The sequence below is a fragment of the Streptomyces sp. NPDC013457 genome, assembly GCF_043089925.1.
GTDB lineage: Bacteria > Actinomycetota > Actinomycetes > Streptomycetales > Streptomycetaceae > Streptomyces.
Genome location: NZ_JBICBL010000007.1, coordinates 21,372 through 45,749, shown reverse-complemented (window position 1 = coordinate 45,749; position 24,378 = coordinate 21,372). Strand labels below are relative to the sequence as shown.

The window sequence follows — 24,378 nt, the reverse complement described above, 5'->3', positions numbered from 1 at the left end:
CTGACCTGCGAAACCCTGCGAGAGTGCTCCGATCAGCCTAGTCAGCCGGGCGGACACGCCGTCGCGGCGACCGCCCTCCGAGACGGGAGGGGGCCGCCGAGGAGCCGGGTCAGAGCTGCTGCTGCCTGATGATGTCCTCCAGCGATCCCGTCGGCACCTGGCCCTGGGGGGTCAGCTTGTCGACGGCGGACGGCAGAACCTGGGCGATCTCGTCGGCGGCCTGCTCCGGGCTGACACCCGCGTCCTGGGCGACCTTCCGGAGCGTCTCGTCCGGGAGGGCCCGGGTGATCTGGTCGCCGCTGACGGGCTGGTTCTGGCCGGTGCCCACCCAGGACTGGGCCTGGTCGCCGAGGAGACTGCCGAGATCGTTTCCTGCCATCGTCCTGCCTTTCGTCCGGTACGAAACACGGCCAATGTCACCCGGACCGGGCAGTGCCGCCACTCGGGGTAGTAAGGGCCGCGCATGGGCGCGATACAACTGTCGGATGCTGCTGCACGTCGTACCGCTGGACGAATGGTCCGCCGATCCCGACCGCCCCTACGCCCCGCCCTCGCTGGCCTCCGAGGGCTTCGTCCACTGCTCGCCGGACGAGACGGCGGCGCTGACCGTCGCGGACGCCCACTACCGGGACGCGCACGGTCCGCTCCTCGTCCTGGTCATCGACGAGACCCTGCTGAGCGCCGAGGTCCGCTGGGAGGGCTCGGAGGACGTCCTCTTCCCGCACGTCTACGGGCCCGTCGAGCGGGCCGCCGTCACGGCGGTCCACGAGGTGCGCCGTGACTCCGACGGCCGAGCGAGGGAGCTGACCCCCTGGGTCTAGGCGTGTTGCGGACCCCGTCCCGTGCGCGCGGCCAAGGTGTACGGCATGACTCCTGACACCACGCCCCGCCGTACCGTGCTGATGGCCGGTGCGGGCTCCGTCGCCGCCCTGGCCACCGGCTGCGGCTCCGACGGCGACACGGACAGCGGTACGACCGCCAGTCCGACGGCCCCGGGCACGGACACCACGCCCGCGGCGACGACGACGCCCGCGGAGGAGCCGACCGGGTCCCCGGCCACCCCGCCGACCCAGGACGCGCTCGCCCAGACGTCCGACATCCCGGTCGGCGGCGGCACGATCTTCAAGGAGGAGAAGATCGTCGTCACCCAGCCGACCGCGGACGACTTCAAGGCGTTCTCGGCGATCTGCACCCACCAGGGCTGCATCGTCGCCAAGGTCGAGAACGGCACGATCGACTGCGCGTGCCACGGTTCCAAGTTCCGCATCACGGACGGTTCGGTGGTCAACGGACCGGCCACGCGCCCGCTCCCGGCCGAGGAGATCACCGTGTCGGGAGACTCGATCACCCTCGCGTAGCCTGGCCCGCATGACTCCGGCAGACCTGGTGCGCGACCACACGATCTACTCCTGCGTCATGGGGTCGCGCGCCTTCGGTCTGGAGACCGAGGACAGCGACACCGACCGCCGGGGCGTCTTCCTCGCCCCGACCCCGCTCTTCTGGCGCTTCGACAAGCCGCCGGCGCACGTGGAGGGGCCCGCGGAGGAGCAGTTCAGCTGGGAGCTGGAACGCTTCTGCGAGCTGGCGCTGCGCGCGAATCCGAACGTCCTGGAGTGTCTGCACTCCCCCGTGGTCGAGCACATCGACGAGACCGGCCGCGAACTGGTCTCACTGCGCGAGGCGTTCCTCTCCCGCCAGGCCCACCAGACCTTCGTCCGGTACGCCGGCGGGCAGCGCAGGAAGCTCGACGCGGACGTCCGCCAGCACGGTCACCCGCGCTGGAAGCACGCGATGCATCTGCTGCGGCTGCTGATGAGCTGCCGCGACCTGCTGCGCACCGGGGAGCTGACCATCCACGTCGGCACCGACCGCGACCGCCTGCTGGCGGTGAAGCGCGGGGAGGTCCCGTGGACGGAGGTCGAGTCCTGGATGACCCGCCTCACCGAGGAGGCCGACACTGCGGCCAGCCGCTCCCCCCTCCCGGCCGCCCCGGACCACGCGCGCGTGCAGGACTTCCTGATCCGCGCCCGCAGCGCCTCGGCCCTACGCTCCCTCTAGCCGCAGCCGCACGACGAAGTCGTGCAGCGCGTCGAGCGCCCCCGTGGCCTCCCCGCCGAGCGCCGTCGCGGCCTGCACGTGGTCCAGGACGCCGTGCAGCGCCTCCACGTCGTCCCCCGTACGCGCGCCAGGTAGCCGAGGCCGGCGAGAGCTGACGGAGGATGCAAGGGCGAGCCTCATCGCCTTGGTCGGACAGGCTTCAGGGAAGGTCCGTCGAACGGTGCTCCGCTTTCCCGGTTCCTCGGTCTGTCAGCGAGCGATGCGCCTCGCCCCGACCGTGCCGTCCCCAAGAATCCCCCCCGTTCTGACTACGGAGCACGCCGAGCCACACACGCCCCCGGCTGCTCGGCGCTGCTCCCGTGCCTGGTCCGGCGCCGGGAGCCGCGCATACCTTCGGCTGACTACGGGGCGGAGTGGTCGATCACGTTGCCGTTGGAGCAGTTGTTGGCGTGGTTGCCGGTCCAGTCACTCAGTGCGGGTACGACGGCCAGCTCCTGGATGCACACGTCCGCGGCGGTGAAGTTCCAGTTGTTGGCGGCGTTGACGCCGCTGCCGAAGTGCGAGTCGTCGTCTGCGTGGGCGGGGGCGGCCATGGCAGCTGCGCAGAATGCCATGGCGGCGACCGTGATGATCTTCTTCATGCCCGGGCAACGAATCCGACCACGGCAGGACACGCCCCCTGGCCCAGCCGGCGGACTCCGCCCACTCCGGCGGCCGCGCTACGAGCCACCGACGACCTCGACCGGCGCCGAGGGGGCGCCGACCGTGCGCCGGACCCGCGCACGGAACCCCTCCCGCAGGCCCTCCTCGGACCAGAGCCGCCGGTGCACGGGCAGGTGCGCCCACTGGAGCCCGCCCGGCAGCTCTCCCGTGGCGCACGGCGTGACCGTGCCCAGGGCGACGTCCGTCGGCGTGTGCGTGTGCCCCTGCGTCATGGGCTCCCCTCCGGCTGCTCTCCTACGCCCAGCGCAAGGCCGGACGCGAACTCGGCTCCGCCTCCGCGGTCGCCGACTCCAAGCAGACGCTGCTGTCCACCTACCTGTCCGCCGCCATGCTGCTGGTCGGCCCTTGATCCTCAGCGCCACCCTCGGCTGGTCCTGGGCCGACCCGATCGCCGCCCTCGTGATCGCCGCCATCGTGGTGAAGGAGGGCCGCGACGCCTGGCAGGACAAGGGCTGCTGCGCCCCCACGGCCGCGGCGGCGCCGTCCGTCCCGGCGGATGCGTGCGGCTGCCGTCCCGGCTGGGACTTCTGCTCCTGACATCCCCCGCCACTCCAGGGCCCCGGTCCCCGGCCGGGGACCGCGCGTGGGCGGTTGTTGTCTTCCCCGGGTCCTGCTCAGGCGAGGGTCTGGACGGCGTAGAGGGTGCCGATGGCGGCGGCCAGTGCGCCCAGGAGGAGACGCAGTGCGGTTTCGGGGAGGTGGGGCTGGAGGCGGGCGCCGAGGTACCCGCCGATGAGTCCGCCGAGGCCGCAGGACAGACCCAGGTACCAGTCGGGTGAGATGTTGCCCCGCCCGGTCAGAGAGAGCAGCGCGAAGGCGGCGGCACCGACGAGGGAGGTCGCGAAGGTGGCGGTGAGCGCGGCCGGGGCGACACGGGCGACGGGCATGCCCCGGCCGACGAGGACCGGGCCGAGGAGGGAGCCGCCGCCGATGCCGTAGATCCCGCCAACCACGCCCACGGCGACGGCGAGGGTGGTGACCGTCCGGTTGGAGGGTTCGGCTGCAGCCCGGCCGTGGGGCGGACGCAGGGTGCGGGCGCACAGCCACAGACCGAGCGGGAGCAGAAGTGCGGCGATGAGCAGCCGGAAGAGGGTCGGGCCGGGGAGGGCGAAGACCCGCAGGGCCGCGCCGATGACCACACCTGGCAGGGTGCCCAGGAGCAGACGCCGGGTCAGCGGGCCGCGCAGGGCGCCGGCTGTGCGGTAACGCCACAGCGAGCCGGGCCCGGCGACGACGTTGAAGAGAAGGTTCGTCGGCGTGACCGCCGGGCTGGGCACCGCGAACACGCTCAACTGGACGGGGAGAAGGAACACCGCTCCCGACACCCCGACCGGTGCGGTCACCACCGATATGAGCAACCCGGCAGCCAGCCCGCCCAGCCCGACCCACCACTCCACCACTGCCCCCGCCCCGAGATCGTCCGGGCCAGTATCGGTGCGGGAGCCCCCGTTACAGCCGCCTGGCAACACGGCATTCACAACCCACACCATGATCAATCTCAGCGGCAACTGGACCGGCTGTTACATCCCCGTCGCCGCGAAGGCCGCAGTCGTCAGGGGCCTGGTGAGGCAACCGGTCCTGCACAACTCCGATCTGCAGGCTTACCGGATCTTGCTGACGGCAGCGACTGGCCGGGCCCCGGAGGACGTGGCAGCGCTTACCGAGCACGACATCGAGTTCGGCTCCTCCAGCGTGACCATCGACTTCGGCAAGGGCCGGGCCCGCGCCCGAATGCGCCAGGCGTTCAGTGCACCGGCACCGGCGAGCCCGGTTCTGATGCACCCGGCCCGGCCCCGGCTCGACGCCGGGAGATCTGCCGTCGGCTGCTGGAACTTCATCATCGCAGTCTCGCTCGCGGAGAACACAGCCCTGCGCGAGCAAGCCACCAAACAATCAGCCGTCATCATCCCCCCTTGGCCCTACAGGTCGTACGCGCTTGTTCGTCAGCCATTGGCCACACCTCAACGCGCGAACTCGGGGGCCCTCTCCGTGGGCAACGTGCGCATGGTTCGAAGCGGTGACAGAACGCTGGGAAGGGCACTCAGCGTCATACCTGCTGCACCAATCCACAAAGTGCCTGCCGCTCCGAAAACGGAGCCCGAGGCTCCACCCAAAAGCCCACCGAGAGGTATGCCACCCCAGGAAACAAACCGAGCTGTTGCGCTCATCCGGCCCAGAAGCCGATCCGGTGTCAGGGTCTGCTGGATGCTTGACTGAGCCACCACGCGGACGACTCCCCCCATGGAAAGAGTCGCAAGTCCGATCGCAGCCACATACACGCTCCAACCCGCTTGCGCCAACGGCATGAGCGCGGTCAACGGACAGGTAACCAGCGACGCGAGCCAGATGACCGTACCTTGCCCGACCCGGTTGGAGACCCTGGTTGCCGACAGCGCGCCCAGCAAGGCGCCGCAACCCATTCCCGAGAAAATGAGGCCGATACCAACGGATTGGAGGCCGATCTCCCGCTCCAAAAAGACCAGCAACATGGCCTGATACATAACCAGGAAGAGGTTGAATATCGCATCCCCCAGCATGATCGCACGTAAGGCAGGGGACTTGATGACGAACTTCAGCCCCTCCTTGATCTCTCGGGCCAGTCGAGGGTGATCACTCGACTCAGGCTTACGTTCACTTTTCCGGATGGTGATCGCGATCAGTCCGGACATAGCCATCCCGACTGAACTCGCCAAAAGCGTTGCCGGAGCTCCGATCAGGCCGACCAGCGGCCCTGCCACCGTCGGCCCGCTGATACTGGTCACCGAGCGCATGGCCGAAAGTTTCGAGTTTCCTTCCACGAGATTGCCGCGCCCCACCAAGTGCGGGAGATAGCTGACGTATGCGACATCGAAGAAGACAGTCAGCACTCCGTGAACCAAGGCGACTGCATAGAGCCACCAGATGGTGAGAAGACCCGCCCACCACGCCACCGGAACCGTCAGGAGGAACAGCGCGCGAGCGAGATCAGTGCTGATCATCACCGATCGCTTCCGCATTCGATCCACCCATGCACCAGCCGGCAACCCGACCAGGAGCGATCCCGCCGAAGTCATCGCGGCCAGTAAGCCCACTTGGAACTCGTCGGCATGCAACGCCGCGATGGCAACCAGAGGCAAGGCCAGAAAGATGATGCGGTCTCCCAACTGACCGAGCGCAGTGGCAGCAAACAACCGCCCGAAGTCCTGATTACGCAAGAGGCCGAGCCGGGAAGATTTTGGCATGGCATACCCCACTGTCGAATTTCCGTTGCCTGTTTCATGGATTCAACGACTACGGACGGTCGACTCCGAACTCGTAGACCACTTCCCGGCGCACATCCGGAATGACCATGTCCGCCGTTTCCACCGGGCGTCCGTCCGTGTCGAAGATGGTCCGCTCGATCTGTAGCACGAGGTCTCCCAGGCTGATCCCCAGCAGGTTCGCCTGCACCTGGGTGGCACGAGCCGGGCGCGGCACCTCAACCACTGTCGAGATGACCACGCCAATGGAACGCATACGTTCGACCACCCCTTTTCCTGCTAGGGGACCCATTTCGGGCAGCACAATCGGCGTTCCGTCCGTGATGGCCATCGGCTCCCAGGATTCGGAGAGCTGGACGGGTTGCCCATCGGCGAGGAACTCGTAATGCGTCTTGACACAGAGGTCCCCAGGGCTGATGGCGAGCCGCTCAGCGATTGGCTCGGGGGCGGGGACGCGCACCTGACTGTGTGAATCCCAGGCGTCGGCCCTGCCCCGCTCTCTCCTGTCGGGCCAACACCAGGAGCCCTCCCGACGTTCGCGGTGCCGCGAACGGACCAGCCGCAGGCGCTCTCGCGGTGTGCGGACGTAGGTGCCCGAGCCGGCGCGTCCTTCGAGAAAACCATCGATGATCAGACGGTCCATGGCCCTCTGCATGACGTTGCGCCCGACCCCGTACTCCACGGCGAGTCGTGCCCGGGACGGCAGGCGCTCCCCGATCTCCCACTCTCCCGAGAGAATCCGTGCGCGCAGCACGTCGGCTACTGCGAGGTACGGCGCCTCTCGGGGCATGGATGGTCCTCCGGTTGTCCTACGCCACGGCAGCTGATCGTTCCCAGGGGGCGGGCGTTGGCAAGTTACTGCACCAGGAAAAAGCTGCTGGAGTAGCAATACGCTCCGAGCTCACGCGCCTGCGAAGGTGGTCGGCAAGCAGACCCCCTCGGCCTGTGATCGGCCGTCGGCCGCCAGGGGTTGTCAACGCTCTCTGAAATCTGGCCCCGGCGAGTCTCTGAAAACTGACCCCCCGTGTTGTTGGCCGCCGAGTGCCCTGGTCGTGTCGTCAGGGTTGCCGGCCGTGGATGTGGTCAGCTTGTCGGACACCCTGTTCGATGCCCTCGTCACGGCGACGCAGGACGACCTCGTGCGCTTTGCTGAGCCGTGGTCGAAGACCGACGAACTCCGGCAGATTCGGATCGGCGCCGAAGTCGCGGCGGACGTTCTGACCTTGTTCAGCAGTTCTCGTCGATGGCGGGTGCGGTAGGAGTCGCCGGTCAGGGTGAGAACCTCGGCATGGTGGACCAGGCGGTCGGTCATCGCGGCGGCCACGACGTCATCCGAGAAGGTCTCTCCCCACCGCCCGAAGGGGAGATTCGAGGTGACCATCACAGAGCCCTGCTCGTAGCGCGATGCGATGAGCTGGAAGGACAGGTTCGCGCGGTCATGGCGTCAGCGTGCCAGGGTCGTCATACGTCCCAGAGGGCGCCCAGGGTCAGGAGTTCACTGCGGTGCTCGATCCGCTCCTCCCACCCCTTCGGCCAGGCGCCCGCTCCGAGGTGGGCGCCCGCGAAGGCGCCTGCCAGGCAGGCGATCGAGTCCGAGTCGCCGCGCGTGCAGGCGGCGCGGCGGAGGGCCGTGACGGGGTCCTCGGGGAAGAGCAGGAAGCAGAGGAGGCCGGTGGCGAGGGCCTCTTCGGCGATCCAGCCGTCGCCCGTGTACGTGCAGGGGTCGAGTTCCGGGTCCGCGGTGCGCTGCACGGCGTCCAGCTTCTCCAGAACCGCCAGGCACTCGTCCCAGCCGCGCTCGATGAAGTGCCGGGCGGAGGGGTCCTGGGAGCGGGTCCACAGGTCGCCGAGCCAGCTCTCGCGGTAGACGGACCGGTTCTCGTACGCGTACGAGCGCAGGTGCCCCACGAGGCCCGTCGGATCGACGCCCTGGGTCAGCAGGTACACGGCGCGGGCCGTCAGGTCGGAGGCGGCCAGCGCGGTGGGGTGGCCGTGGGTGAGCGCCGACTGGAGCTGCGCGGCACCCGACCGCTGCTCCTCGCTCAGCCCGGGTACGAGACCGAGCGGCGCGACGCGCATGTTGGCGCCGCAGCCCTTGGAGTGGATCTGGCTGGCGTCCTGCCAGGCGCGGTCGCTGTCGAGGAGGTCACAGGCCTGCAGGCACGTGTTCCCCGGCGCCCGGTTGTTCTCCGGGGAGTGGTACCAGGCGACGAACTCGGGGCGGACGAGCGCGGCGAAGCGCTCGGGGCCCACCACCCCCCGCTGCTGGCATGCGCGGATGCCGCGGGCGAGGGCGAGGGTCATCTGGGTGTCGTCCGTGATGTACGCCGTGCCGCCGCTCACCGGCAGCTCCATCTGCCGCCAGGGGCCGGACTTCGCCAGGATCGACGGGACGTCGTCGAACTCCGTGGGGTAGCCGAGCGCGTCCCCGAGCGCCAGCCCGATCAGGGAACCGGTGGCGGCCTGCTTCGTGGTGGTCCTCATGAGGTGGATCGTCCTTCCGGTCGCAGCAGGGGCGGGTGGAGGGCCGTGGCCTCCCCCGCCCGGTAGAGAGCGGCCGGTTTCCCCCGTCCGCCGGTGAGGCGCGGTGGTCCCTCGACGGCCTGGACGAAGCCGGGCGTGGCGAGGACCTTGCGCCGGAAGTTGGGGCGGTCGAGTTCGACGCCCCAGACCGTCTCGTACACCTGCCGCAGCTCGCCGATCGTGAACTCCGGCGGACAGAAGGCGGTGGCGAGGCAGGTGTATTCGAGCTTGGCGCCGACCCGGTCGTGGGCGTCGGCGAGGATCCGGTCGTGGTCGAAGGCGAGGGGCCCGTACGCGCGTTGTGCCCCGTACGGCTTCCAGAGCGCCCGCGCCGCGTCGCCGCCGCCCCGCGGTTCGGGAGCATCCGGGACGAGCGCGGCGAAGGCGACCGAGACGACCCGCATCCGCGGGTCGCGGTCCGGCTCGCTGTACGTCCGCAGTTGTTCGAGGTGGAGTCCTGCGACGGTGCCCTCGGAGAGGCCGGTCTCCTCGGCCAGTTCGCGGCGCGCCGCGGTCTCGGCGGACTCGCGGGGCAGGACGAAGCCGCCGGGCAGCGCCCACGCCCCGGCGTACGGCCGCTGTCCGCGTTCGACGAGCAGCACGTGGAGCCGCTCCTCGCGGAGGGTGAAGACGGCCAGGTCGACGGTGACGGCGAACGGCTCGAAGGCGTGCGGGTCGTAGCCCTCGGGGGCCTGGGGCGGGGTCATCGGCGCTCCGGCAGGGGATCGGCAAGGTTCCAGCCCTCGGCGAGCAGGGCGTCCACGGCGGTGATCGCCGCCGCGAGCCGCTCCTCGTGCGGCCCGGTGAGCACGGCCGTGCGCCGCCCGGTGCGGGAGAGCTGGGTGTGGAAGCGGGCCGTCATCCAGGGCCGCAGATGTTCTCCGTCCCGCAGCCCGTCGTCCTCGAAGGGCACACCCTCGTGGTCGGTCAGCAGCCACAGATGCTGCCGGCCGTGCGCGGCGATCTCGCCGACCGCGGGGCTGGCGGTGCCCATGTACCGCTCGTGCCAGATGGTGGTGGCGAAGGCGTCGGTGTCGCAGAAGAGCACCGGCGACCCGGTGCGCGCGGCCTCCTCCTCCAGTTCGGACTGGCGCAGGGCGATGAGCGGAAAGTCCTCCGAGTGGAAGGTGACGTCCTCCCAGGTGGCTCCGGGGCGCAGGGCCCGGAGTTCGGCGAGCTTCACCTCGCTGAACTCGCGGCCGTACTCCGGTACGCAGCGGGTCCCGGCCCAGATGCCGCCCCTGGACCGGTAGTGGTCGGTCAGGGCGCGGGCCATGGTGGTGGTGCCGGTGGACTCGGCGCCGAGCACGACCACGCGCCGGGTGAGCGCGGCACGCACGGGCGGTTCGAGGAGGTCCCAGCAGCCGACGGGGTCCTTGCGGACGGCGGTGCCGGAGACGGGGAAGAGCGTACGGTCCGGGTCGACGCAGACGGACTCGGCGCCGAAGCGGCGGGCCAGCTCCTCTCCGTACGACTCCGAGGTGAAGACGGCGTCGACCGGTTCGGGCACCGCGGCCCTGAAGACGGCCATGTGGGCCGCCCACACATCGGGATCGAGGAGGTCGACGGGGATGTCGTCGACGGCACCCACGACGAGGACGTCGGGGTGGATCTCTCTCATCCAGGCGACGCGGTCCTCCAGGGTCAGGCTCTCGACGGAGGAGGCGCAGACGAGCACGGTGAGGCGCTCGCAGCGGTCGCGGGCGGTGCGGACGAGGTGGTGGTGGCCGGCGTGCGGCGGGTAGAACTTGCCGAGGACCAGGCCGTGTCCGTACGTCTTCATGCCGTCGCCTCCGCGGGGAGCGCCTGCCGTGCGGTGAGGTCGCGGTTCCAGTTGCGCAGACCGAGGACGCAGAGCGTCAGGAAGCCGACGTACAGCAGGGAGGTGAGGTACAGCTCCTTGTACGCGTACAGGGGGATGTACACGAGGTCGGCGGCGATCCAGAGCCACCAGGACTCCAGCCGCTTCCGGCACTGACCGTAGGTCGCCATGAGGGAGAGCGCGGTCGTCGCCGCGTCCCAGAAGGGGACGGTCGAGTCGGTGGCGCGGTCGAGCAGCAGCGTGAGCGCGAGGGTCCCCACCACCCCCGCCGTGAACAGCCACGTCCACTCGGTGCGCGTGGTGCGGCGCACCGGGAGGGTGTCGGAGCCTGGGCCACCCCCGTGGGTCCAGGTCCACCAGCCGTACACGGCGAGGGTGATGAAGACGATCTGGAGGCCGGCGTCGGCGTAGAGCCCCGCCTGCGTGAAGAGCAGGACGAAGAAGAGGTTGTTGGCGATGCCGACGGGCCAGTTGGCGAGGTGCTGGCGGGCGACCAGCCAGACGCAGAGGGCGCCGCTGCCGAAGCCGAGCACCTCGGTCCAGCTGACCGGGGTGTCCAGAAGGGTGAAGAGAGGCCGCTGCAGGGGTTCGAGGACATGTGCGAGGCTCACGCCCGCCTCCTTAAGAGTCATGTTGACTATAAAGGGCGAGGCGACTGATCCACAAGTGCGAGAGCGCACGCGACGAAGCCCGTGACCGCCGGGCGGGCGGTCACGGGCTTCGTCGTGTGGAGCGGTGGGGCCGGACTACATGCCGACTTCCTTCATCAGCATGCCGACCTCGGTGTTGGTCAGGCGGCGCAGCCAGCCCGACTTCTGGTCGCCGAGACCGATCGGACCGAAGGCGGTGCGGACGAGCTTCTCGACCGGGAAGCCCGCCTCGGCGAGCATGCGGCGCACGATGTGCTTGCGGCCCTCGTGCAGCGTGACCTCGACCAGGTAGTTCTTGCCCGTCTGCTCGACGACGCGGAAGTGGTCCGCGCGGGCGTAGCCGTCCTCCAGCTGGATGCCCTCCTTGAGCATCTTGCCGACCTCGCGGGGCAGCGGGCCGGTGATGGCGGCCAGGTAGGTCTTCTTCACGCCGTACTTCGGGTGCGTGAGGCGGTGGGCCAGCTCACCGTGGTTGGTGAGGAGGATGATGCCCTCGGTCTCCGTGTCGAGCCGACCGACGTGGAAGAGCCGGGTCTCGCGGTTGGTGACGTAGTCGCCGAGGCACTGACGGCCGTCGGGGTCCTCCATCGTGGAGACGACACCGGCCGGCTTGTTCAGCGCGAAGAAGAGGTACGACTGGGTCGCGACGGTCAGGCCGTCGACCTTGATCTCGTCCTTCTCCGGGTCCACGCGCTTGCCCTGCTCGAGCACGATCTCGCCGTTGACCTCGACCCTCGCCTGCTCGATCAGCTCCTCGCACGCACGGCGCGAGCCCATGCCGGCGCGGGCGAGCACCTTCTGCAGCCGCTCGCCCTCCTGCTCGGCGCCGGGGAAGGTCTTGGGGGTCTTCACCTGCGGCTTGTTCGCGTACCGCTCCCGGTTGCGCTCCTCGGTACGGGCGTCGTACTCACGCGAGCGCGCCGGGGCCGTACGGCCGCCACCGCGCTGCGGCGACTGCTTCGGCCCGCCCTTGGCGCCACCGCGGGCGGCGGCGCCACGGCCCCGCTTGGGGCCGTCGGAGGGGCCGCCGCCGGAGCCGCCCACGTCGTACTTGCGCTCCTCGGGGCGGGGATTGCGGGGCCGGCCGCTGCCGCCGCCGCTGCTGCCGCCGCCCTGCCGGTCGTCACGGCTGTTGCCGGCGCCCCGGTAATTGCCGCGGCCACCGCTGTTGCCACCACGGCTCCCGCCGTTGTTTCCGCTGTTCCTGCCGCTGCTGCTTCGCATCAAATGTCCGTCGTCTTGTCTCTTACGTCTTCGCGATCCGGAAGGTCCGGATCGAACGACGGGACCCCTTCCAGCGTCTCCGCCTCGATCGCGTCCGCCTCGGGGAGGAAGGGCGCGAGCTCCGGGAGCTCGTCCAGGCCGCGCAGGCCCATCCGCTCCAGGAAGTAGTTCGTCGTCCTGTACAGGATCGCACCTGTTTCGGGTTCCGCGCCCGCCTCCTCCACAAGACCGCGCTGGAGGAGGGTGCGCATGACCCCGTCGCAGTTCACTCCGCGGACCGCGGAGACGCGGGAACGGCTGACGGGCTGGCGGTACGCGACGACGGCGAGGGTCTCCAGGGCCGCCTGGGTGAGGCGGGCCTGCTGTCCGTCGAGGACGAAGGCCTCGACGGCGGCGGCGTGCTCGGGGCGGGAGTAGAAGCGCCAGCCGCCGGCGACGAGGCGCAGCTCGAAGCCGCGGCCCTGGACGGTGTACTCGTCGGCGAGCTCGCGCAGGGCGTCGGCGACCTCGCGCGGGGTGCGTTCCAGGACCTTGGCGAGATGCGCCTCGGTGGCCGGCTCGTCGACGACCATGAGAACGGCTTCGAGGGCGGGCCTGAGGTCGCTCATGCCTTCTCCTCCACGGGTTGATCGAACTCGTCGGTGACCTGGGTCTCCTGGTCGCCGCCCGTCCAGGTGACGGTCAGCTCCCCGAGGGCGTCGTCCTGGTCGAGGGCGACGGCCTTCTCCCGGTAGAGCTCCAGGAGGGCGAGGAAGCGGGCGACGACGGTGAGGGTGTCGCCGGCGCCGTCGGCGAGCTCGCGGAAGCTGACGCTCCCGCGCTCGCGCAGGAGGGCGACGACGATGCCGGCCTGTTCGCGGACGCTGACGAGGGGGGCGTGGATGTGGTCGACGTACACCTGCGGCTTGGCCCTGGGCTGCATGGCCTTCACGGCGAGCTTGGCGAAGCCCTCGGCGCCGAGGGAGATGACGACCTCGGGGAGCAGCTCGGCGTGATGGGCCTCCAGGCCGACGGTCCGGGGGTGCCGGCGGCCCTCGGTCTCCCACCGCTCGTTGAAGATCTCGGCGATCTGCTTGTACGCGCGGTACTGCAGGAGCCGCGCGAAGAGCAGGTCCCGCGCCTCCAGGAGCGCGAGATCGGCCTCGTCCTCCACCTCGGCGGCGGGCAGCAGCCGGGCGGCCTTGAGATCGAGCAGCGTGGCGGCGACGACGAGGAACTCGGTGGTCTGGTCGAGATCCCAGTCGGGTCCCATGGCGCGGATGTGCGCCATGAACTCGTCGGTGACCTTGGAGAGGGCGACTTCGGTGACGTCGAGCTTGTGCTTGGAGATGAGCTGGAGGAGGAGATCGAAGGGCCCCTCGAAGTTCGCCAGCCGAACGGTGAACCGCCCGTCGCCGCCGGGGGCGCCCGGCTCGGTGGTGGCGACGTCTACGCCGGACGCGGCGGTGGCGCCGGACGCGGCAGTGGCGGCGGCGGGCGCGGTGGTGGCGGCGGGCGCGGTGGGCACTCCGGATTCGGCGGTCGCGTCGCGCTCGGTCGCCGCGGGGCCGGGGGCCGCGCCGGGGCCGGGGGCCGCGCCGGGGCCGGGGAGCACCTCGGAGGCGGGGAGCACCTCGGAGGCGGGGAGCACCTCGGGGCCGGGGAGCGCCTCGGAGGCGGGAAACGCCTCGGGGGCGGGAAACGCCTCGGGGCCGGGGAGCGCCTCGGAGGCGGGGAGTGCCTCGACGGCGGGGAGTGCCTCGACGGCGGCGGGCGGCGTCGAGGCGCCTGCGGGCGGCGTGTCGGCGCCGGTGGGCGGCGTCGCGCCGTGGGAGCCGTCCGGGGGCGTCCCGCCCTCCGGCGTGGCCGCGGCGGCCGTGGGGTCCTGGTCCTCGGGGGGAGGCGCCGCGGGCGCGGCCGTGCCCGGGCCACGGCCCAGGGCGCGGCGGTGCGGGGGGCGGGACGTTTCGGCAGGGGGTGGCGGCATCGGGGTCCAGGGAGGAGCAAGGGGGCGTGCAGCCCGCAGGCTACCCTCAGCGGCCGCGCAGGCGGCGCACGAGGATGCTCGCGTCGCCCCGGGACTCCAGGTCCGCCAGGACCACCGCGACCGCCTCGCGGACGATCCGGCCGCGGTCCACGGCCAGCCCGTGCTCACCCCGGAGCACCAGGCGGGCGTGCTCCAGGTCCATCAGCTCCTCCGCGGAGACGTAGACCGTGATCTTCTCGTCGTGCCGCTCACGTCCGCTGGGCCGCCGGTTCGGCGACCGGCCGCGCCGCCGGGCCTGAGCGGGGGCCGCCGCCGGCCCCTGGGCGGCCGCGGACGGCGCCGCCGCGGGCTCCGTCGCGCGGGTCCGCGGCTCCGCCTGGTCCGCGGGCTGCGCCGCCGAGTGCTCGGCGGAGACCGCGCCGGATCCGGAGCCCGTGCCCGAGCCCTCCGCCGCCTCCGTGTCGCTCTCTCCCGCCGGAGCCGGCACCCGGCCCCGGGGTGAGGAGGACTGCAGCGCCATCCCCCCGGTCGTACGGAACAGTTCGTCGGCGCCGGGCAGACTCACTCGGCGTGACACCGGGCGAGCACCTCCCTGGCGAGCTGACGATAGGCGGCCGCACCCACCGAGTTCGACGCGTACGTCGTGATCGGCTCACCGGCGACCGTGGTCTCCGGGAAGCGGACGGTACGGCCGATGACGGTGTGGTAGACGTGGTCGTCGAAGGCCTCGACCACACGCGCCAGGACCTCACGGCTGTGCACCGTACGGGAGTCGTACATCGTGGCGAGGATGCCGTCCAGCTCCAGCTCGGGGTTGAGCCGCTCCTGGACCTTCTCGATCGTCTCGGTCAGCAGGGCCACACCGCGCAGCGCGAAGAACTCGCATTCCAGCGGCACGATGACCTTGTGAGCCGCCGTCAGAGCGTTCACCGTCAGCAGGCCGAGCGAGGGCTGACAGTCGATCACGATGTAGTCGTAGTCGTTCATCAGCGGCTTGAGGGCGCGCTGCAGCGTCGACTCGCGCGCCACCTCGCTGACCAACTGCACCTCGGCCGCCGAGAGGTCGATGTTGCTCGGCAGCAGGTCCATGTTGGGCACGGCGGTCTTGAGCAGCACCTCGTCCGCCGACATGCCCCGCTCCATGAGCAGGTTGTAGACGGTGAGGTCGAGCTCCATCGGGTTCACACCGAGACCGACCGACAGGGCTCCCTGCGGGTCGAAGTCGACGAGCAGCACCCGCCGTCCGTACTCCGCGAGCGCCGCACCCAGGTTGATGGTCGACGTCGTCTTGCCGACGCCGCCCTTCTGGTTGCACATCGCGATGATCTTCGCGGGTCCGTGGTCGGTCAGCGGACCCGGGATCGGGAAGTACGGCAGGGGCCGTCCGGTCGGGCCGATCCGCTCGCGGCGCTGACGGGCAGCGTCGGGTGCGAGGGTGGCCGCGTACTCCGGGTCGGGCTCGTACTCGGCGTCAGGGTCGTAGAAGTGCCCCTCGGGCACCTCGTCGTAGGCGGCGAAGTGGGTGGACTCTCGGCCACTCTCGTTGCCGGCCGTGGCGTTCACGTGTAGGCCGTCCATCATCTTCATCGTGTGGGCTGTCGTCATGGGCTGATGCGTCGCGTTGGTCGCGAAGGTGCGGACAGCGACGGAGCCGACAGGGATTCCTGGCTGTCCGCCCCCGGGAGTAAATGTCGACTCATTCACAAGTCGTCTTACCTCCTTGGATGTGACCAGGAACATTTATCGATAGGTCAGCGTGGCACCATGCCGACGGTTGGCGACTCTATGGCGTGTCACCGCTCCGCAGCAACACAATCCGCCGGACCCGGCCCGATGTGTCGGCAACCGAACACGTCTCTGTCAAGGGTGCGCAGCCATGCATCCACACGTTTCGGGGGTGTGCGAAACGGTTAAAGGGTTACGTTCGAGGCGAGTTGCTCGGCGCCCCGGACGTGGCCGGATGCGTGAGGTTGACGGCGCCGGTTGACGCGACGTCTAAGGAGCTCAGCCCAGGAGGCTCGCCAGCTCGACGTGCTCGAGGCCGTGCGCCTCGGCGACCTCCTTGTAAACCACCTTGCCGTCATGGGTGTTGAGGCCCAGACCCAGGGCGGCGTCGCGGCGCAGCGCCTCGACCCAGCCGTTGTTCGCCAGCGACACGATGTACGGCAGCGTGGCGTTGGTGAGGGCGTAGGTGGAGGTGTTCGGCACCGCGCCCGGCATGTTGGCGACGCAGTAGAAGACCGAGTTGTGGACCTGGAAGGTCGGCTCGGCGTGGGTGGTCGGGTGCGAGTCCTCGAAGCAGCCGCCCTGGTCGATCGCAATGTCGACAAGGACACTTCCGGGCTTCATCTTGGCGACGAGCTCGTTGGTGACCAGCTTCGGGGCCTTGGCGCCCGGGATGAGGACGGCGCCGATGACGAGGTCGGCCTCGATGACGGCCTTCTCCAGCTCGAAGGCGTTGGAGACGATCGTCTTCACCTTGCTGCCGAAGATCTTGTCGGCCTCGCGGAGCTTGTTGATGTCACGGTCGAGCAGGGTCACGTGGAAGCCCATGCCGACGGCGATCTGGGTGGCGTTCCAGCCGGAGACGCCACCACCGATGACGACGCACTCGCCGGCGTGGGTGCCGGGGACGCCGCCGGGGAGCACGCCACGGCCGCCGACCGAGCGCATCAGGTGGTAGGCGCCGACCTGCGGGGCCAGGCGGCCCGCGACCTCGGACATCGGGGCGAGCAGCGGCAGGGCGCGGTTCGCGGTCTCGACGGTCTCGTAGGCGATGGCGGTGGTGCCGGACTCCAGCAGCGCGTCCGTGCACTCGCGGGAGGCGGCGAGGTGCAGGTACGTGAAGAGGGTCTGGTCCTTGCGGAGGCGGTGGTACTCCTCGGCGATGGGCTCCTTGACCTTCAGGAGCAGGTCGGCGATGGCCCAGACCTCGTCCGCGGTGGGAAGGATCTGCGCACCGGCGGAGACGTACTCCTCGTCCGTGATCGAGGAGCCCACACCGGCGTTCTGCTCGACGAAGACCTGGTGGCCGTTACGGACGAGCTCGTGGACACCGGCGGGGGTGATGGCCACGCGGAACTCGTTGTTCTTGACCTCGCGGGGGATGCCGACCTTCATCGTCGATCACGGTCCTTGAATCAGGGGAGGGAAACGGGGGTGCACTGCGATACATACCCGGATGCACTACCGCACACCGGGACAGACCGCGGTCGATCGCGGCGCACCCAGTCTAATGAAGGAGTTCCCCGTGTCTAGCCTTGCAAAGCATTAATCTTCACTGGAAGCACTACGGATTTCGTAGGCGGAAGTCTCGCTTCCGAGGAGTCTTTCGGCCGCGGACCGGTGCAATCGGGCCGCTGCGGGGTCACCGAGCCGGTCGAGGGTGTCGGCGAGCCGGAGCTGCAGCGCCGCCTGCAGCCGTACGTCCCTGGCCTTCCGCGCCCACTCGACCGCCTCCTCGCAGGTCCGCAGGGACTCCTCGGGCCGTCCGGCGTACTCCTGGACCCGGGCCGCCTCGCTCAACGCCCGCGCGTGACCGGGGAGATCCGCGAGGCGCCGGTAGGCCGCGGCTGCGGCGCGCCAGTTCCGCAGGGCCTCGCCGTACCGGCCCGCGTAGGTCTGGACGGTGCCCAGCCGTGCGTAGAGCCGGGCCTGGTCGGCCCGCTCGTCGCGGGCGAGGCGCTGGGCGAGGGCCCGGCCGTACCAGTCGCCGGCCCGCTGCCAGTCCCCCAGTTCCTGGTACGAACCTCCTACGGATTCCATCGCGCGACCGATCGCGTACGGGTCGTCGGCGGCCCGGCCGGCGTCCAGGGCGGCGCGGTAGCGGGCCAGGGCGTCCTTGGTACGGCCGGTCCCGGCGTCGAGGTCGGCCATGTTCAGCAGGGCCGCGGCCCGCTCCCGGTGCAGGCCGCGCCGCTCGGCCACGTCCAGGACGAGCCGGTGCAGGCCGTAGAGGACCGGCGCCGCGGCCTCGGCACCGCGGTGCGCCGTCTCGGCCCTGACCAGGGCGGCGACGAGCCGGCGGGCCAGGGTGTCGAGCTCTCCGTCGGCGACGGCGAGACGGGCGGAGGCGAGCAGCACGGGGCGGCGGCTCTCCAGCCATTCGGCGGCGGCGGACACGCTGGTGAAGCGCAGGGCGCGGGGCAGTCCGGCGAGCTTCTTACGGGCGGCGGACCCCTCGGGCTCGGTGACCGCGCGGCAGGACTGGAGGAGCCGTACGGTCCGCTCCAGCATCCGGGCACGGGCGAGCTGCACCTCGGCGGGGCGGTCGCGCTCCTCCATCTGTTCGCGCAGAAGGGGGACGAGGTGCCCGGGCAGCTCGTACTGACCGTCCTCGCCCTCGGCGGCGAGACCCAGCGCGACGAAACCGGCCAGGGTGCTCGCGGCGGCCGAGACGGAGCAGCCGGCCAGGGCGGACGCGGTGTGGGCGTCGGCACGGCCGAGCGGGGCGAGGCAGAGGTATCGCAGTATCCGGGCGGCCGGCGGGGCCAGGGATTCGTGGACCAGCTGGAACGCGCGGGAGAGCGGGTCGCCGGAGAGGGCGCGCAGCCGCTTGGCGAGGTCGGCGACGGAGGCCTTGGGACGGGCCCCGAGCCAGCCGCCGGCGAGGACGACGGCGGACGGCTGGCCGCCGCACTCCTCGACGAGGGTCTCGGCGGCCTGCGGGTCGACCGTCACCCGGACGGAACCGGTGAAGGCGGTGAGCAGCTCGATCGCCGACTTGGGGTCGAGGCCGCCGAGGGTGCAGGGCCGGACGTCGGGGATTCCGGTGAGCGGTCCCTTGGCGACGGCGACGACGAGCGCGCCGGGGTTGTCGGGGATCAGCGGGTCGACCTGCTCGGCGTCTACGCAGTCGTCGAGGACCAGGACGCTGCGGCGCTCGGCGAGGGCCTCGCGGACCAGTTCGGTCAGCTCGTCCTCCCCGGCGCCGGGCGGCTCGGCGACGCCCAGGTCCTGGAGCAGGCCCTGCGCGACACGCGCGGTGGGGACGGGGTCGCCGCCGGGTTCGGTGAGCCGGGCGCGGAAGACGCCGTCGGGGTAGGCGGTGCCGAGCCCGGCGACCAGTTCCCGGGCGAGCCTCGTCCGGCCGGAGCCGGGGCGTCCGGCGATCAGCAGGACACGCGCGCGGGGGGCCTTGTGGCCGGCGAGGGTGTCGAGTCCGGTCCGTTCGATGTCGGCGCGCAGGGCCTTCAACTCCCGCTGACGACCGTAGAAGTTCCGCACTCCGCCCGCTGCCACCGCCTGATCCGTCACGGGCCACGCTCCCGTCCACCTGCGCACGAGCCGATCCCGCGGGGGTCTCCGCACGGGCGATCACGAGCGTAGTTCAGGGCGTGGGCCGGACCGGGCGGGGCAGGGCGGACAGTTCCCCCGATCGGATCAGCCGATGTTCACACCGGCCTCCCTCACCCACCCCCGCCCCCCGTGGGCGCAGGGTCACGGGTGGGAGCCGCACCGCGGAACAACCGGCGGCGTTGCCGCTACGCCTCGAACGGCCTCGCCGGCCATGCCGCGTCCGCCGCGCGCAGAGCCTCCACGCCCTCACCCGCCCGCGCCGCCGCCAGCGAGAGCACGCCCACGACCAGGCAGTTGTTGTGCAGATCGCCCGCCAGCGCGCCCCGGACCAGGTCCGCGAGCGGGACCCGGGCCAGCTCCATGTCGGCCTCCTCGTCGGAGACGTCGAAGCGGTCGCCCTGCGCCTCCGAAAGGTCCCGCGCCAGGAAGATCCGTACCGCCTCGTCGCAGCCGCCCGGCGTCGTGTAGACGTCGGTCAGGACCCGCCAGTCCTCGGCCTTGACGTGCGCCTCCTCGTACAGCTCGCGCTGCGCGGCGTGCAGCGGGTTCTCCCCGGGCACGTCGAGGAGGCCGGCCGGGATCTCCCAGAGCTTCTGCCGTACGGGGTGCCGGTACTGCTTCACCAGCAGCACCCGGTCCTGGTCGTCGAGGGCGACGACCGCCACCGAACCGGGGTGGACCTGGTAGTCGCGGCGCGCGACCGTCCCGTCGGGCATGACCACGTCGTCCGTGCGGACACTCGTCTTGTTTCCCTGGAACGGGGTCGTCGTCGCGACGACCCGCCACTCCTCCGGGGTGTCCTGCAACTCCATCTGCGTCCTCCCACACGAACCACGTACGAAAGCCGGGGTACCGGCCCGGTGAAGGACCTGTACCCCGGCAACGTTAACTCCTCGTACTACTTGGCCGTCTTGCGCTCGACAGCGGCCTTGACCAGGCCCGCGAAGAGCGGGTGCGGACGCGTCGGACGCGAGCGCAGCTCCGGGTGGGCCTGGGTCGCGACCAGGTACGGGTGCACCTCGCGCGGGTACTCGACGTACTCGACGAGCTTGTTGTCCGGGGAGGTGCCGGAGAAGACCAGACCGGCCTTCTTCTCCAGCTCGGCGCGGTACGCGTTGTTGACCTCGTAGCGGTGGCGGTGGCGCTCGTCCACGTACGGCTGGTCGTCGTAGACCTCGCGCACGATCGAGCCCTCGGCGAGCTTCGCCGGGTAGAGGCCGAGGCGCATCGTTCCGCCGAGGTCGCCCGCGCCCTCGACGTACGCGAGCTGCTCCTCCATGGTCGAGATGACCGGGTGGGCGGTCGCCGCGTCGAACTCGGTGGAGTTGGCGTCCGGGATGTCGGCCAGGTTCCGGGCGGCCTCGATCACGATGCACTGCAGGCCCAGGCAGATGCCGAGCAGCGGCACCTTGTTCTCACGGGCGTACTGGATCGCGCCGATCTTGCCGTTGACACCGCGGTCGCCGAAGCCGCCGGGGATCAGGATGGCATCGACGTCGCCGAGCTGCTTCTTCGCACCGGCCGGCGTCTTGCAGTCGTCGGAGGTGACCCACTTGACCTTGACCCGCGCCTTGTTGGCGAAGCCGCCGGCGCGCATGGCCTCGGTGATCGAGAGGTACGCGTCGGGCAGGTCGATGTACTTGCCGACGAGCGCGACGGTGACCTCGTGCTCCGGGTTGTGGACGCGGTCCAGCAGGTCGTCCCACGTCGTCCAGTCCACGTCGCGGAACGGCAGGTCGAGCTTGCGCACGACGTAGGCGTCCAGGCCCTCGGTGTGCAGGACCTTCGGGATGTCGTAGATCGACTTGGCGTCGATGGCGGCCACGACGGCGGCCTCGTCGACGTCGCACATCAGCGAGATCTTGCGCTTGATGGCCGTGGGGACCTCGCGGTCGGCGCGCAGCACGATGGCGTCCGGCTGGATACCGATGTTCCGCAGCGCGGCGACGGAGTGCTGGGTCGGCTTGGTCTTCAGCTCACCGGAGGGGCCGATGTAGGGGAGCAGCGAGATGTGCACGACGAAGACGTTGTCGCGGCCGACCTCGTGGCGGACCTGACGGACGGTCTCCAGGAACGGCAGCGACTCGATGTCGCCGACCGTGCCGCCGACCTCGGTGATGACCACGTCGACGTCGTCGGTGGCCATGCGGCGGATCCGCGACTTGATCTCGTTGGTGATGTGCGGGATGACCTGGACGGTGTCGCCGAGGTACTCGCCGCGCCGCTCCTTGGCGATGACCTGCGAGTAGACCTGGCCGGTCGTGACGTTGGCCGAGCCGTCGAGGTCGACGTCGAGGAAGCGCTCGTAGTGGCCGATGTCCAGGTCGGTCTCGGCGCCGTCGTTGGTGACGAACACCTCGCCGTGCTGGAACGGGTTCATCGTGCCGGGGTCGACGTTCAGGTAGGGGTCGAGCTTCTGCATCGTGACCCGCAGGCCCCGCGCCTTGAGGAGCGCACCCAGGCTGGAGGCGGTCAGGCCCTTGCCGAGGGAGGAGGCGACACCCCCGGTGACGAAGATGTGCTTGGTCGTCGTGGTTTTGGGCGGCATCGCCAAGAGGGGGCTCCCGTGGTCGCGTTCTGGAGGTGCGTTCCGGCGTGCCCTCCGGAAGAATCGGGGGGTGCCGTCGCTGCGGTTGCGGGGGCTCGGCTGTCGCCGTTTCCCACCGGTCCACGGGGTACCAGGGTATCAGCGACATCGGGAGACTGCTTCCGGCCACACGGGGCAGTCGAGTGCACACGGATGGCGACGCGCCCCCCGGGTGCGAGTCCCGGCCGCCGGGTTCTCGCGGCGTCAAGCCCTGCTCACCCGATCGGAGCCACGACGTGACGAGAACGCAACCCGATGCGTCGTATCCTGCTCGGACACTCGCCTGCCGAGCGTCAACGATCAGTTGACTCGACGACCAGTTGACTCGACGACCAGTTGACTTGACGATCAGCTGACCGCCGACCTGACCGCTGACCTGTAGCAAGCGCCCTGCGGGGCGGACGTGGCCGTTCGACTGGAGAGAGCACGTGGCCGGGCGCATCGAGGATTACGCACTCATCGGAGACATGCAGACCGCTGCCCTGGTCTGCCGGGACGGCAGTGTCGACTGGCTCTGCCTGCCCCGCTTCGACTCGCATGCCGTCTTCGCGGGGCTCCTCGGCACGGAGGAGCACGGATTCTGGCGGATCGGTCCCGCCGGCCCCGAGGGCGCTCCCCCGCCGCCCGCCGACCGCCGGCGCTACCTCGGCGACTCGCTCATCCTCGAGTCCGAGTGGGACACCCGGCGCGGCACGGTCCGGGTGACCGATTTCATGCCCCCGCGTGACGGCGCGCCGCAGCTGATCCGGATCGTGGAGGGCGTGTCCGGCCGGGTGCCGATGCACTCCGCGCTGCGGATGCGGTTCAGCTACGGACGGGTGGTGCCGTGGGTGCACAAGGTCGGGGACCGTACGGTCGCCGTCGCGGGCCCCGACTCGGTCTGGCTCGACACGGACGCCGAGACGCACGGCCAGGACCTCACGACGTACTCGGACTTCACCGTCACGCCCGGCGACCGGATCACCTTCACCATCAGCTGGCAGCCCTCGCACAAGGAGGCGCCCGCCCTGCCGGACCCGGAGGGCTCGCTGGAGGCCACCGAGGACTTCTGGCGGGAGTGGGTGGAGCACTGCACGTACCACGGCCCGTACCGCGAGGCCGTGGTCCGCTCGCTGATCACGCTGAAGGCGCTGACCTACGCGCCGACGGGCGGGATCGTCGCCGCGCCGACCACCTCCCTGCCGGAGGAGATCGGCGGCGTACGGAACTGGGACTACCGCTACACCTGGCTGCGCGACGCGGCGATCACGCTGTCGTCGATGCTGCGCACCGGCTACCGCGAGGAGGCCCGCGCCTGGCGGGACTGGCTGCTCAGGGCGGTCGCGGGCGACCCCGAGAACCTCCAGATCATGTACGGGATCGCGGGCGAGCGCGAGCTCGGCGAGGCCGAGCTGGACTGGCTGCCGGGATACGAGAACTCGGGTCCGGTACGGGTCGGCAACGGGGCGGCCAACCAGCTCCAGCTGGACGTGTACGGCGAGGTCACCGAGGCCCTGCACCTGGCGCACATGACGGGGCTCTCCCGCAACGACTACGCCTCGCTCCTCCAGCTCAAGCTGATCCGCTACCTGGAGACGCACTGGGACCAGCCCGACGAGGGCATCTGGGAGGTGCGCGGGCCGCGCCGGCACTTCGTGCACTCCAAGGTGATGGCCTGGGTGGCGGTCGACCGGACGATCAAGCTCATCGAGTCCGGGGACGCCGACGGTCCGCTGGAACGCTGGCGCGAGCTGCGCGACGAGATCCACCGCGACGTGTGCGAGAAGGGCTACGACAAGGAGCGCAACACGTTCACGCAGTCGTACGGCTCCAAGGAGCTGGACGCCTCGCTGCTGCTCATTCCGCAGATGGGCTTCCTCCCGCCGGACGACAAGCGGGTCATCGGCACGATCGAGGCGATCCAGCGGGAGCTGTCCACCGAGGACGGCTTCGTGCTGCGCTACCCGACCGCGGGCGAGGACGCGGGCGTGGACGGCCTGGAGGGCGACGAGGGCGCCTTCCTGGCGTGCTCGTTCTGGCTCGCCGACGACCTGGCGATGATCGGCCGGGTGGACGAGGCCCGCAAGCTCTTCGAGCGGCTGCTGGCACTCCGCAACGACCTGGGACTCCTCGCCGAGGAGTGGGACTCGCGGCTGCAGCGGCAGGTGGGGAACTTCCCGCAGGCCTTCAGCCACGTCCCGCTGATCGACACGGCACTGCGCCTGACGGCGAGCGGCGCGTACGGCGGTTGAGAGCCGTGCGACGGCTGTCCCGTGCGGCGGACAAGGTCCCGCAAGGCGGCCGAGGCG

At 70.6% G+C, this 24,378-nt stretch carries 24 protein-coding genes and 2 pseudogenes; 6 read left to right on the top strand and 20 right to left on the bottom strand.

Annotated elements, in window-relative coordinates:
• Positions 1–109 precede the first annotated feature (109 nt).
• The gene (locus ACF1G2_RS19680; protein WP_391799498.1) at positions 110–379 is read right to left on the bottom strand and encodes a YidB family protein; all 270 of its coding nucleotides are present in this window, start codon (positions 377–379) and stop codon (positions 110–112) included.
• 106 nt (positions 380–485) lie between these two features.
• Between ACF1G2_RS19680 and ACF1G2_RS19675 the strand changes: the two genes are divergently transcribed.
• From ACF1G2_RS19675 to ACF1G2_RS19665, 3 genes are read left to right on the top strand one after another with little or no spacing between them, the layout of a single operon-like run.
• Positions 486–821: a DUF952 domain-containing protein gene (locus tag ACF1G2_RS19675; RefSeq protein WP_391799497.1), complete on the top strand. Its 336-nt coding sequence runs from the start codon at positions 486–488 to the stop codon at positions 819–821.
• 45 nt (positions 822–866) lie between these two features.
• Positions 867–1,358: a Rieske (2Fe-2S) protein gene (locus tag ACF1G2_RS19670; RefSeq protein ID WP_391799496.1), complete on the top strand. Its 492-nt coding sequence runs from the start codon at positions 867–869 to the stop codon at positions 1,356–1,358.
• A 10-nt stretch (positions 1,359–1,368) separates the two neighbouring features.
• Entirely contained in the window at positions 1,369–2,058 is a 690-nt protein-coding gene (locus ACF1G2_RS19665; RefSeq protein WP_391799495.1) for a DNA polymerase beta superfamily protein, read from the top strand.
• Positions 2,059–2,459: 401 nt separating this feature from the next.
• Here the strand turns inward: ACF1G2_RS19665 and ACF1G2_RS19660 are convergent, their stop codons facing one another.
• Both ACF1G2_RS19660 and ACF1G2_RS19655 read right to left on the bottom strand, forming a co-directional pair.
• Positions 2,460–2,699 carry a hypothetical protein gene (locus ACF1G2_RS19660; protein ID WP_391799494.1) on the bottom strand — a complete coding sequence of 80 codons (240 nt, stop codon included), beginning with the start codon at positions 2,697–2,699 and terminating at the stop codon, positions 2,460–2,462.
• 78 nt (positions 2,700–2,777) lie between these two features.
• A complete protein-coding gene (locus tag ACF1G2_RS19655; protein ID WP_391799493.1) occupies positions 2,778–2,993 on the bottom strand; it encodes a hypothetical protein in 216 nt (71 codons plus the stop codon).
• Between the two features lie 17 nt (positions 2,994–3,010).
• Here ACF1G2_RS19655 and ACF1G2_RS19650 point away from each other — a divergent pair.
• A pseudogene (locus ACF1G2_RS19650) lies at positions 3,011–3,318 on the top strand (cation transporter); the annotation flags it as partial.
• Positions 3,319–3,395: 77 nt separating this feature from the next.
• On the opposite strand, the gene ACF1G2_RS19645 reads toward ACF1G2_RS19650, so the two are convergent.
• The 3 genes from ACF1G2_RS19645 to ACF1G2_RS19635 all read right to left on the bottom strand — a co-directional run bounded on the left by ACF1G2_RS19645 (position 3,396) and on the right by ACF1G2_RS19635 (position 6,810).
• Positions 3,396–4,178 carry a TSUP family transporter gene (locus tag ACF1G2_RS19645; RefSeq protein ID WP_391799836.1) on the bottom strand — a complete coding sequence of 261 codons (783 nt, stop codon included), beginning with the start codon at positions 4,176–4,178 and terminating at the stop codon, positions 3,396–3,398.
• 564 nt (positions 4,179–4,742) lie between these two features.
• A complete protein-coding gene (locus ACF1G2_RS19640; protein ID WP_391799492.1) occupies positions 4,743–6,014 on the bottom strand; it encodes an MFS transporter in 1,272 nt (423 codons plus the stop codon).
• 37 nt (positions 6,015–6,051) lie between these two features.
• Complete coding sequence (locus tag ACF1G2_RS19635) at positions 6,052–6,810, bottom strand: GntR family transcriptional regulator (protein ID WP_391799491.1); 759 nt, start codon at positions 6,808–6,810, stop codon at positions 6,052–6,054.
• Positions 6,811–7,093: 283 nt separating this feature from the next.
• Between ACF1G2_RS19635 and ACF1G2_RS19630 the strand changes: the two genes are divergently transcribed.
• The gene (locus ACF1G2_RS19630) at positions 7,094–7,279 is read left to right on the top strand and encodes a hypothetical protein (RefSeq protein ID WP_391799854.1); all 186 of its coding nucleotides are present in this window, start codon (positions 7,094–7,096) and stop codon (positions 7,277–7,279) included.
• A gap of 35 nt (positions 7,280–7,314) precedes the next feature.
• Here ACF1G2_RS19630 and ACF1G2_RS19625 read toward each other — a convergent pair.
• The 14 genes and pseudogenes from ACF1G2_RS19625 to ACF1G2_RS19560 all read right to left on the bottom strand — a co-directional run.
• Positions 7,315–7,401, bottom strand: a pseudogene (locus ACF1G2_RS19625) (ATP-binding protein); the annotation flags it as partial.
• Positions 7,402–7,481: 80 nt separating this feature from the next.
• On the bottom strand, positions 7,482–8,504 hold the full coding sequence (locus ACF1G2_RS19620) for an ADP-ribosylglycohydrolase family protein (RefSeq protein WP_391799490.1): 1,023 nt from the start codon (positions 8,502–8,504) through the stop codon (positions 7,482–7,484).
• A complete protein-coding gene (locus tag ACF1G2_RS19615; RefSeq protein ID WP_391799489.1) occupies positions 8,501–9,250 on the bottom strand; it encodes an NUDIX domain-containing protein in 750 nt (249 codons plus the stop codon). The genes ACF1G2_RS19620 and ACF1G2_RS19615 overlap by 4 nt, the downstream gene beginning before the upstream one ends.
• The gene (locus ACF1G2_RS19610) at positions 9,247–10,326 is read right to left on the bottom strand and encodes an AAA family ATPase (RefSeq protein WP_391799488.1); all 1,080 of its coding nucleotides are present in this window, start codon (positions 10,324–10,326) and stop codon (positions 9,247–9,249) included. Before ACF1G2_RS19610 ends, ACF1G2_RS19615 begins: the two co-directional genes overlap by 4 nt.
• Positions 10,323–10,976 carry a nicotinamide riboside transporter PnuC gene (gene pnuC / locus ACF1G2_RS19605; RefSeq protein ID WP_391799487.1) on the bottom strand — a complete coding sequence of 218 codons (654 nt, stop codon included), beginning with the start codon at positions 10,974–10,976 and terminating at the stop codon, positions 10,323–10,325. Before pnuC ends, ACF1G2_RS19610 begins: the two co-directional genes overlap by 4 nt.
• 135 nt (positions 10,977–11,111) lie before the next feature.
• Positions 11,112–12,239 (bottom strand): pseudouridine synthase, encoded by a 1,128-nt coding sequence (locus ACF1G2_RS19600; RefSeq protein WP_391799486.1) that lies wholly within the window; start codon positions 12,237–12,239, stop codon positions 11,112–11,114.
• On the bottom strand, positions 12,239–12,847 hold the full coding sequence (gene scpB, locus ACF1G2_RS19595) for an SMC-Scp complex subunit ScpB (RefSeq protein WP_391799485.1): 609 nt from the start codon (positions 12,845–12,847) through the stop codon (positions 12,239–12,241). The genes ACF1G2_RS19600 and scpB overlap by 1 nt, the downstream gene beginning before the upstream one ends.
• Positions 12,844–14,205 carry a segregation/condensation protein A gene (locus ACF1G2_RS19590; RefSeq protein ID WP_391799484.1) on the bottom strand — a complete coding sequence of 454 codons (1,362 nt, stop codon included), beginning with the start codon at positions 14,203–14,205 and terminating at the stop codon, positions 12,844–12,846. Before ACF1G2_RS19590 ends, scpB begins: the two co-directional genes overlap by 4 nt.
• 46 nt (positions 14,206–14,251) lie before the next feature.
• On the bottom strand, positions 14,252–14,770 hold the full coding sequence (locus ACF1G2_RS19585; RefSeq protein WP_391799835.1) for a hypothetical protein: 519 nt from the start codon (positions 14,768–14,770) through the stop codon (positions 14,252–14,254).
• The gene (locus tag ACF1G2_RS19580) at positions 14,767–15,810 is read right to left on the bottom strand and encodes a ParA family protein (protein WP_229818740.1); all 1,044 of its coding nucleotides are present in this window, start codon (positions 15,808–15,810) and stop codon (positions 14,767–14,769) included. Before ACF1G2_RS19580 ends, ACF1G2_RS19585 begins: the two co-directional genes overlap by 4 nt.
• Positions 15,811–16,209: 399 nt before the next feature.
• Positions 16,210–17,325, bottom strand: a complete 1,116-nt coding sequence (gene ald, locus ACF1G2_RS19575; protein ID WP_391799483.1) for an alanine dehydrogenase — start codon at positions 17,323–17,325, stop codon at positions 16,210–16,212.
• Positions 17,326–17,475: 150 nt separating this feature from the next.
• Positions 17,476–19,461, bottom strand: a complete 1,986-nt coding sequence (locus tag ACF1G2_RS19570; RefSeq protein WP_391799482.1) for an AAA family ATPase — start codon at positions 19,459–19,461, stop codon at positions 17,476–17,478.
• Positions 19,462–19,688: 227 nt separating this feature from the next.
• A complete protein-coding gene (locus ACF1G2_RS19565) occupies positions 19,689–20,315 on the bottom strand; it encodes an NUDIX domain-containing protein (RefSeq protein WP_391799481.1) in 627 nt (208 codons plus the stop codon).
• A gap of 86 nt (positions 20,316–20,401) precedes the next feature.
• Positions 20,402–22,051: a CTP synthase gene (locus tag ACF1G2_RS19560; protein WP_391799480.1), complete on the bottom strand. Its 1,650-nt coding sequence runs from the start codon at positions 22,049–22,051 to the stop codon at positions 20,402–20,404.
• A gap of 467 nt (positions 22,052–22,518) precedes the next feature.
• Between ACF1G2_RS19560 and ACF1G2_RS19555 the strand changes: the two genes are divergently transcribed.
• A complete protein-coding gene (locus ACF1G2_RS19555) occupies positions 22,519–24,321 on the top strand; it encodes a glycoside hydrolase family 15 protein (RefSeq protein ID WP_391799479.1) in 1,803 nt (600 codons plus the stop codon).
• Positions 24,322–24,378: the final 57 nt, after the last annotated feature.

Coding starts and splice junctions, on each gene's coding strand:
- ACF1G2_RS19680 (WP_391799498.1), bottom strand. CDS start 379: ATGGCAGGAAACGATCTCGGCAGTCTCCTCGGCGACCAGGCCCAGTCC.
- ACF1G2_RS19675 (WP_391799497.1), top strand. CDS start 486: ATGCTGCTGCACGTCGTACCGCTGGACGAATGGTCCGCCGATCCCGAC.
- ACF1G2_RS19670 (WP_391799496.1), top strand. CDS start 867: ATGACTCCTGACACCACGCCCCGCCGTACCGTGCTGATGGCCGGTGCG.
- ACF1G2_RS19665 (WP_391799495.1), top strand. CDS start 1,369: ATGACTCCGGCAGACCTGGTGCGCGACCACACGATCTACTCCTGCGTC.
- ACF1G2_RS19660 (WP_391799494.1), bottom strand. CDS start 2,699: ATGAAGAAGATCATCACGGTCGCCGCCATGGCATTCTGCGCAGCTGCC.
- ACF1G2_RS19655 (WP_391799493.1), bottom strand. CDS start 2,993: ATGACGCAGGGGCACACGCACACGCCGACGGACGTCGCCCTGGGCACG.
- ACF1G2_RS19635 (WP_391799491.1), bottom strand. CDS start 6,810: ATGCCCCGAGAGGCGCCGTACCTCGCAGTAGCCGACGTGCTGCGCGCA.
- ACF1G2_RS19620 (WP_391799490.1), bottom strand. CDS start 8,504: ATGAGGACCACCACGAAGCAGGCCGCCACCGGTTCCCTGATCGGGCTG.
- ACF1G2_RS19615 (WP_391799489.1), bottom strand. CDS start 9,250: ATGACCCCGCCCCAGGCCCCCGAGGGCTACGACCCGCACGCCTTCGAG.
- ACF1G2_RS19610 (WP_391799488.1), bottom strand. CDS start 10,326: ATGAAGACGTACGGACACGGCCTGGTCCTCGGCAAGTTCTACCCGCCG.
- ACF1G2_RS19600 (WP_391799486.1), bottom strand. CDS start 12,239: ATGCGAAGCAGCAGCGGCAGGAACAGCGGAAACAACGGCGGGAGCCGT.
- scpB (WP_391799485.1), bottom strand. CDS start 12,847: ATGAGCGACCTCAGGCCCGCCCTCGAAGCCGTTCTCATGGTCGTCGAC.
- ACF1G2_RS19590 (WP_391799484.1), bottom strand. CDS start 14,205: ATGCCGCCACCCCCTGCCGAAACGTCCCGCCCCCCGCACCGCCGCGCC.
- ACF1G2_RS19580 (WP_229818740.1), bottom strand. CDS start 15,810: ATGACGACAGCCCACACGATGAAGATGATGGACGGCCTACACGTGAAC.
- ald (WP_391799483.1), bottom strand. CDS start 17,325: ATGAAGGTCGGCATCCCCCGCGAGGTCAAGAACAACGAGTTCCGCGTG.
- ACF1G2_RS19565 (WP_391799481.1), bottom strand. CDS start 20,315: ATGGAGTTGCAGGACACCCCGGAGGAGTGGCGGGTCGTCGCGACGACG.
- ACF1G2_RS19560 (WP_391799480.1), bottom strand. CDS start 22,051: ATGCCGCCCAAAACCACGACGACCAAGCACATCTTCGTCACCGGGGGT.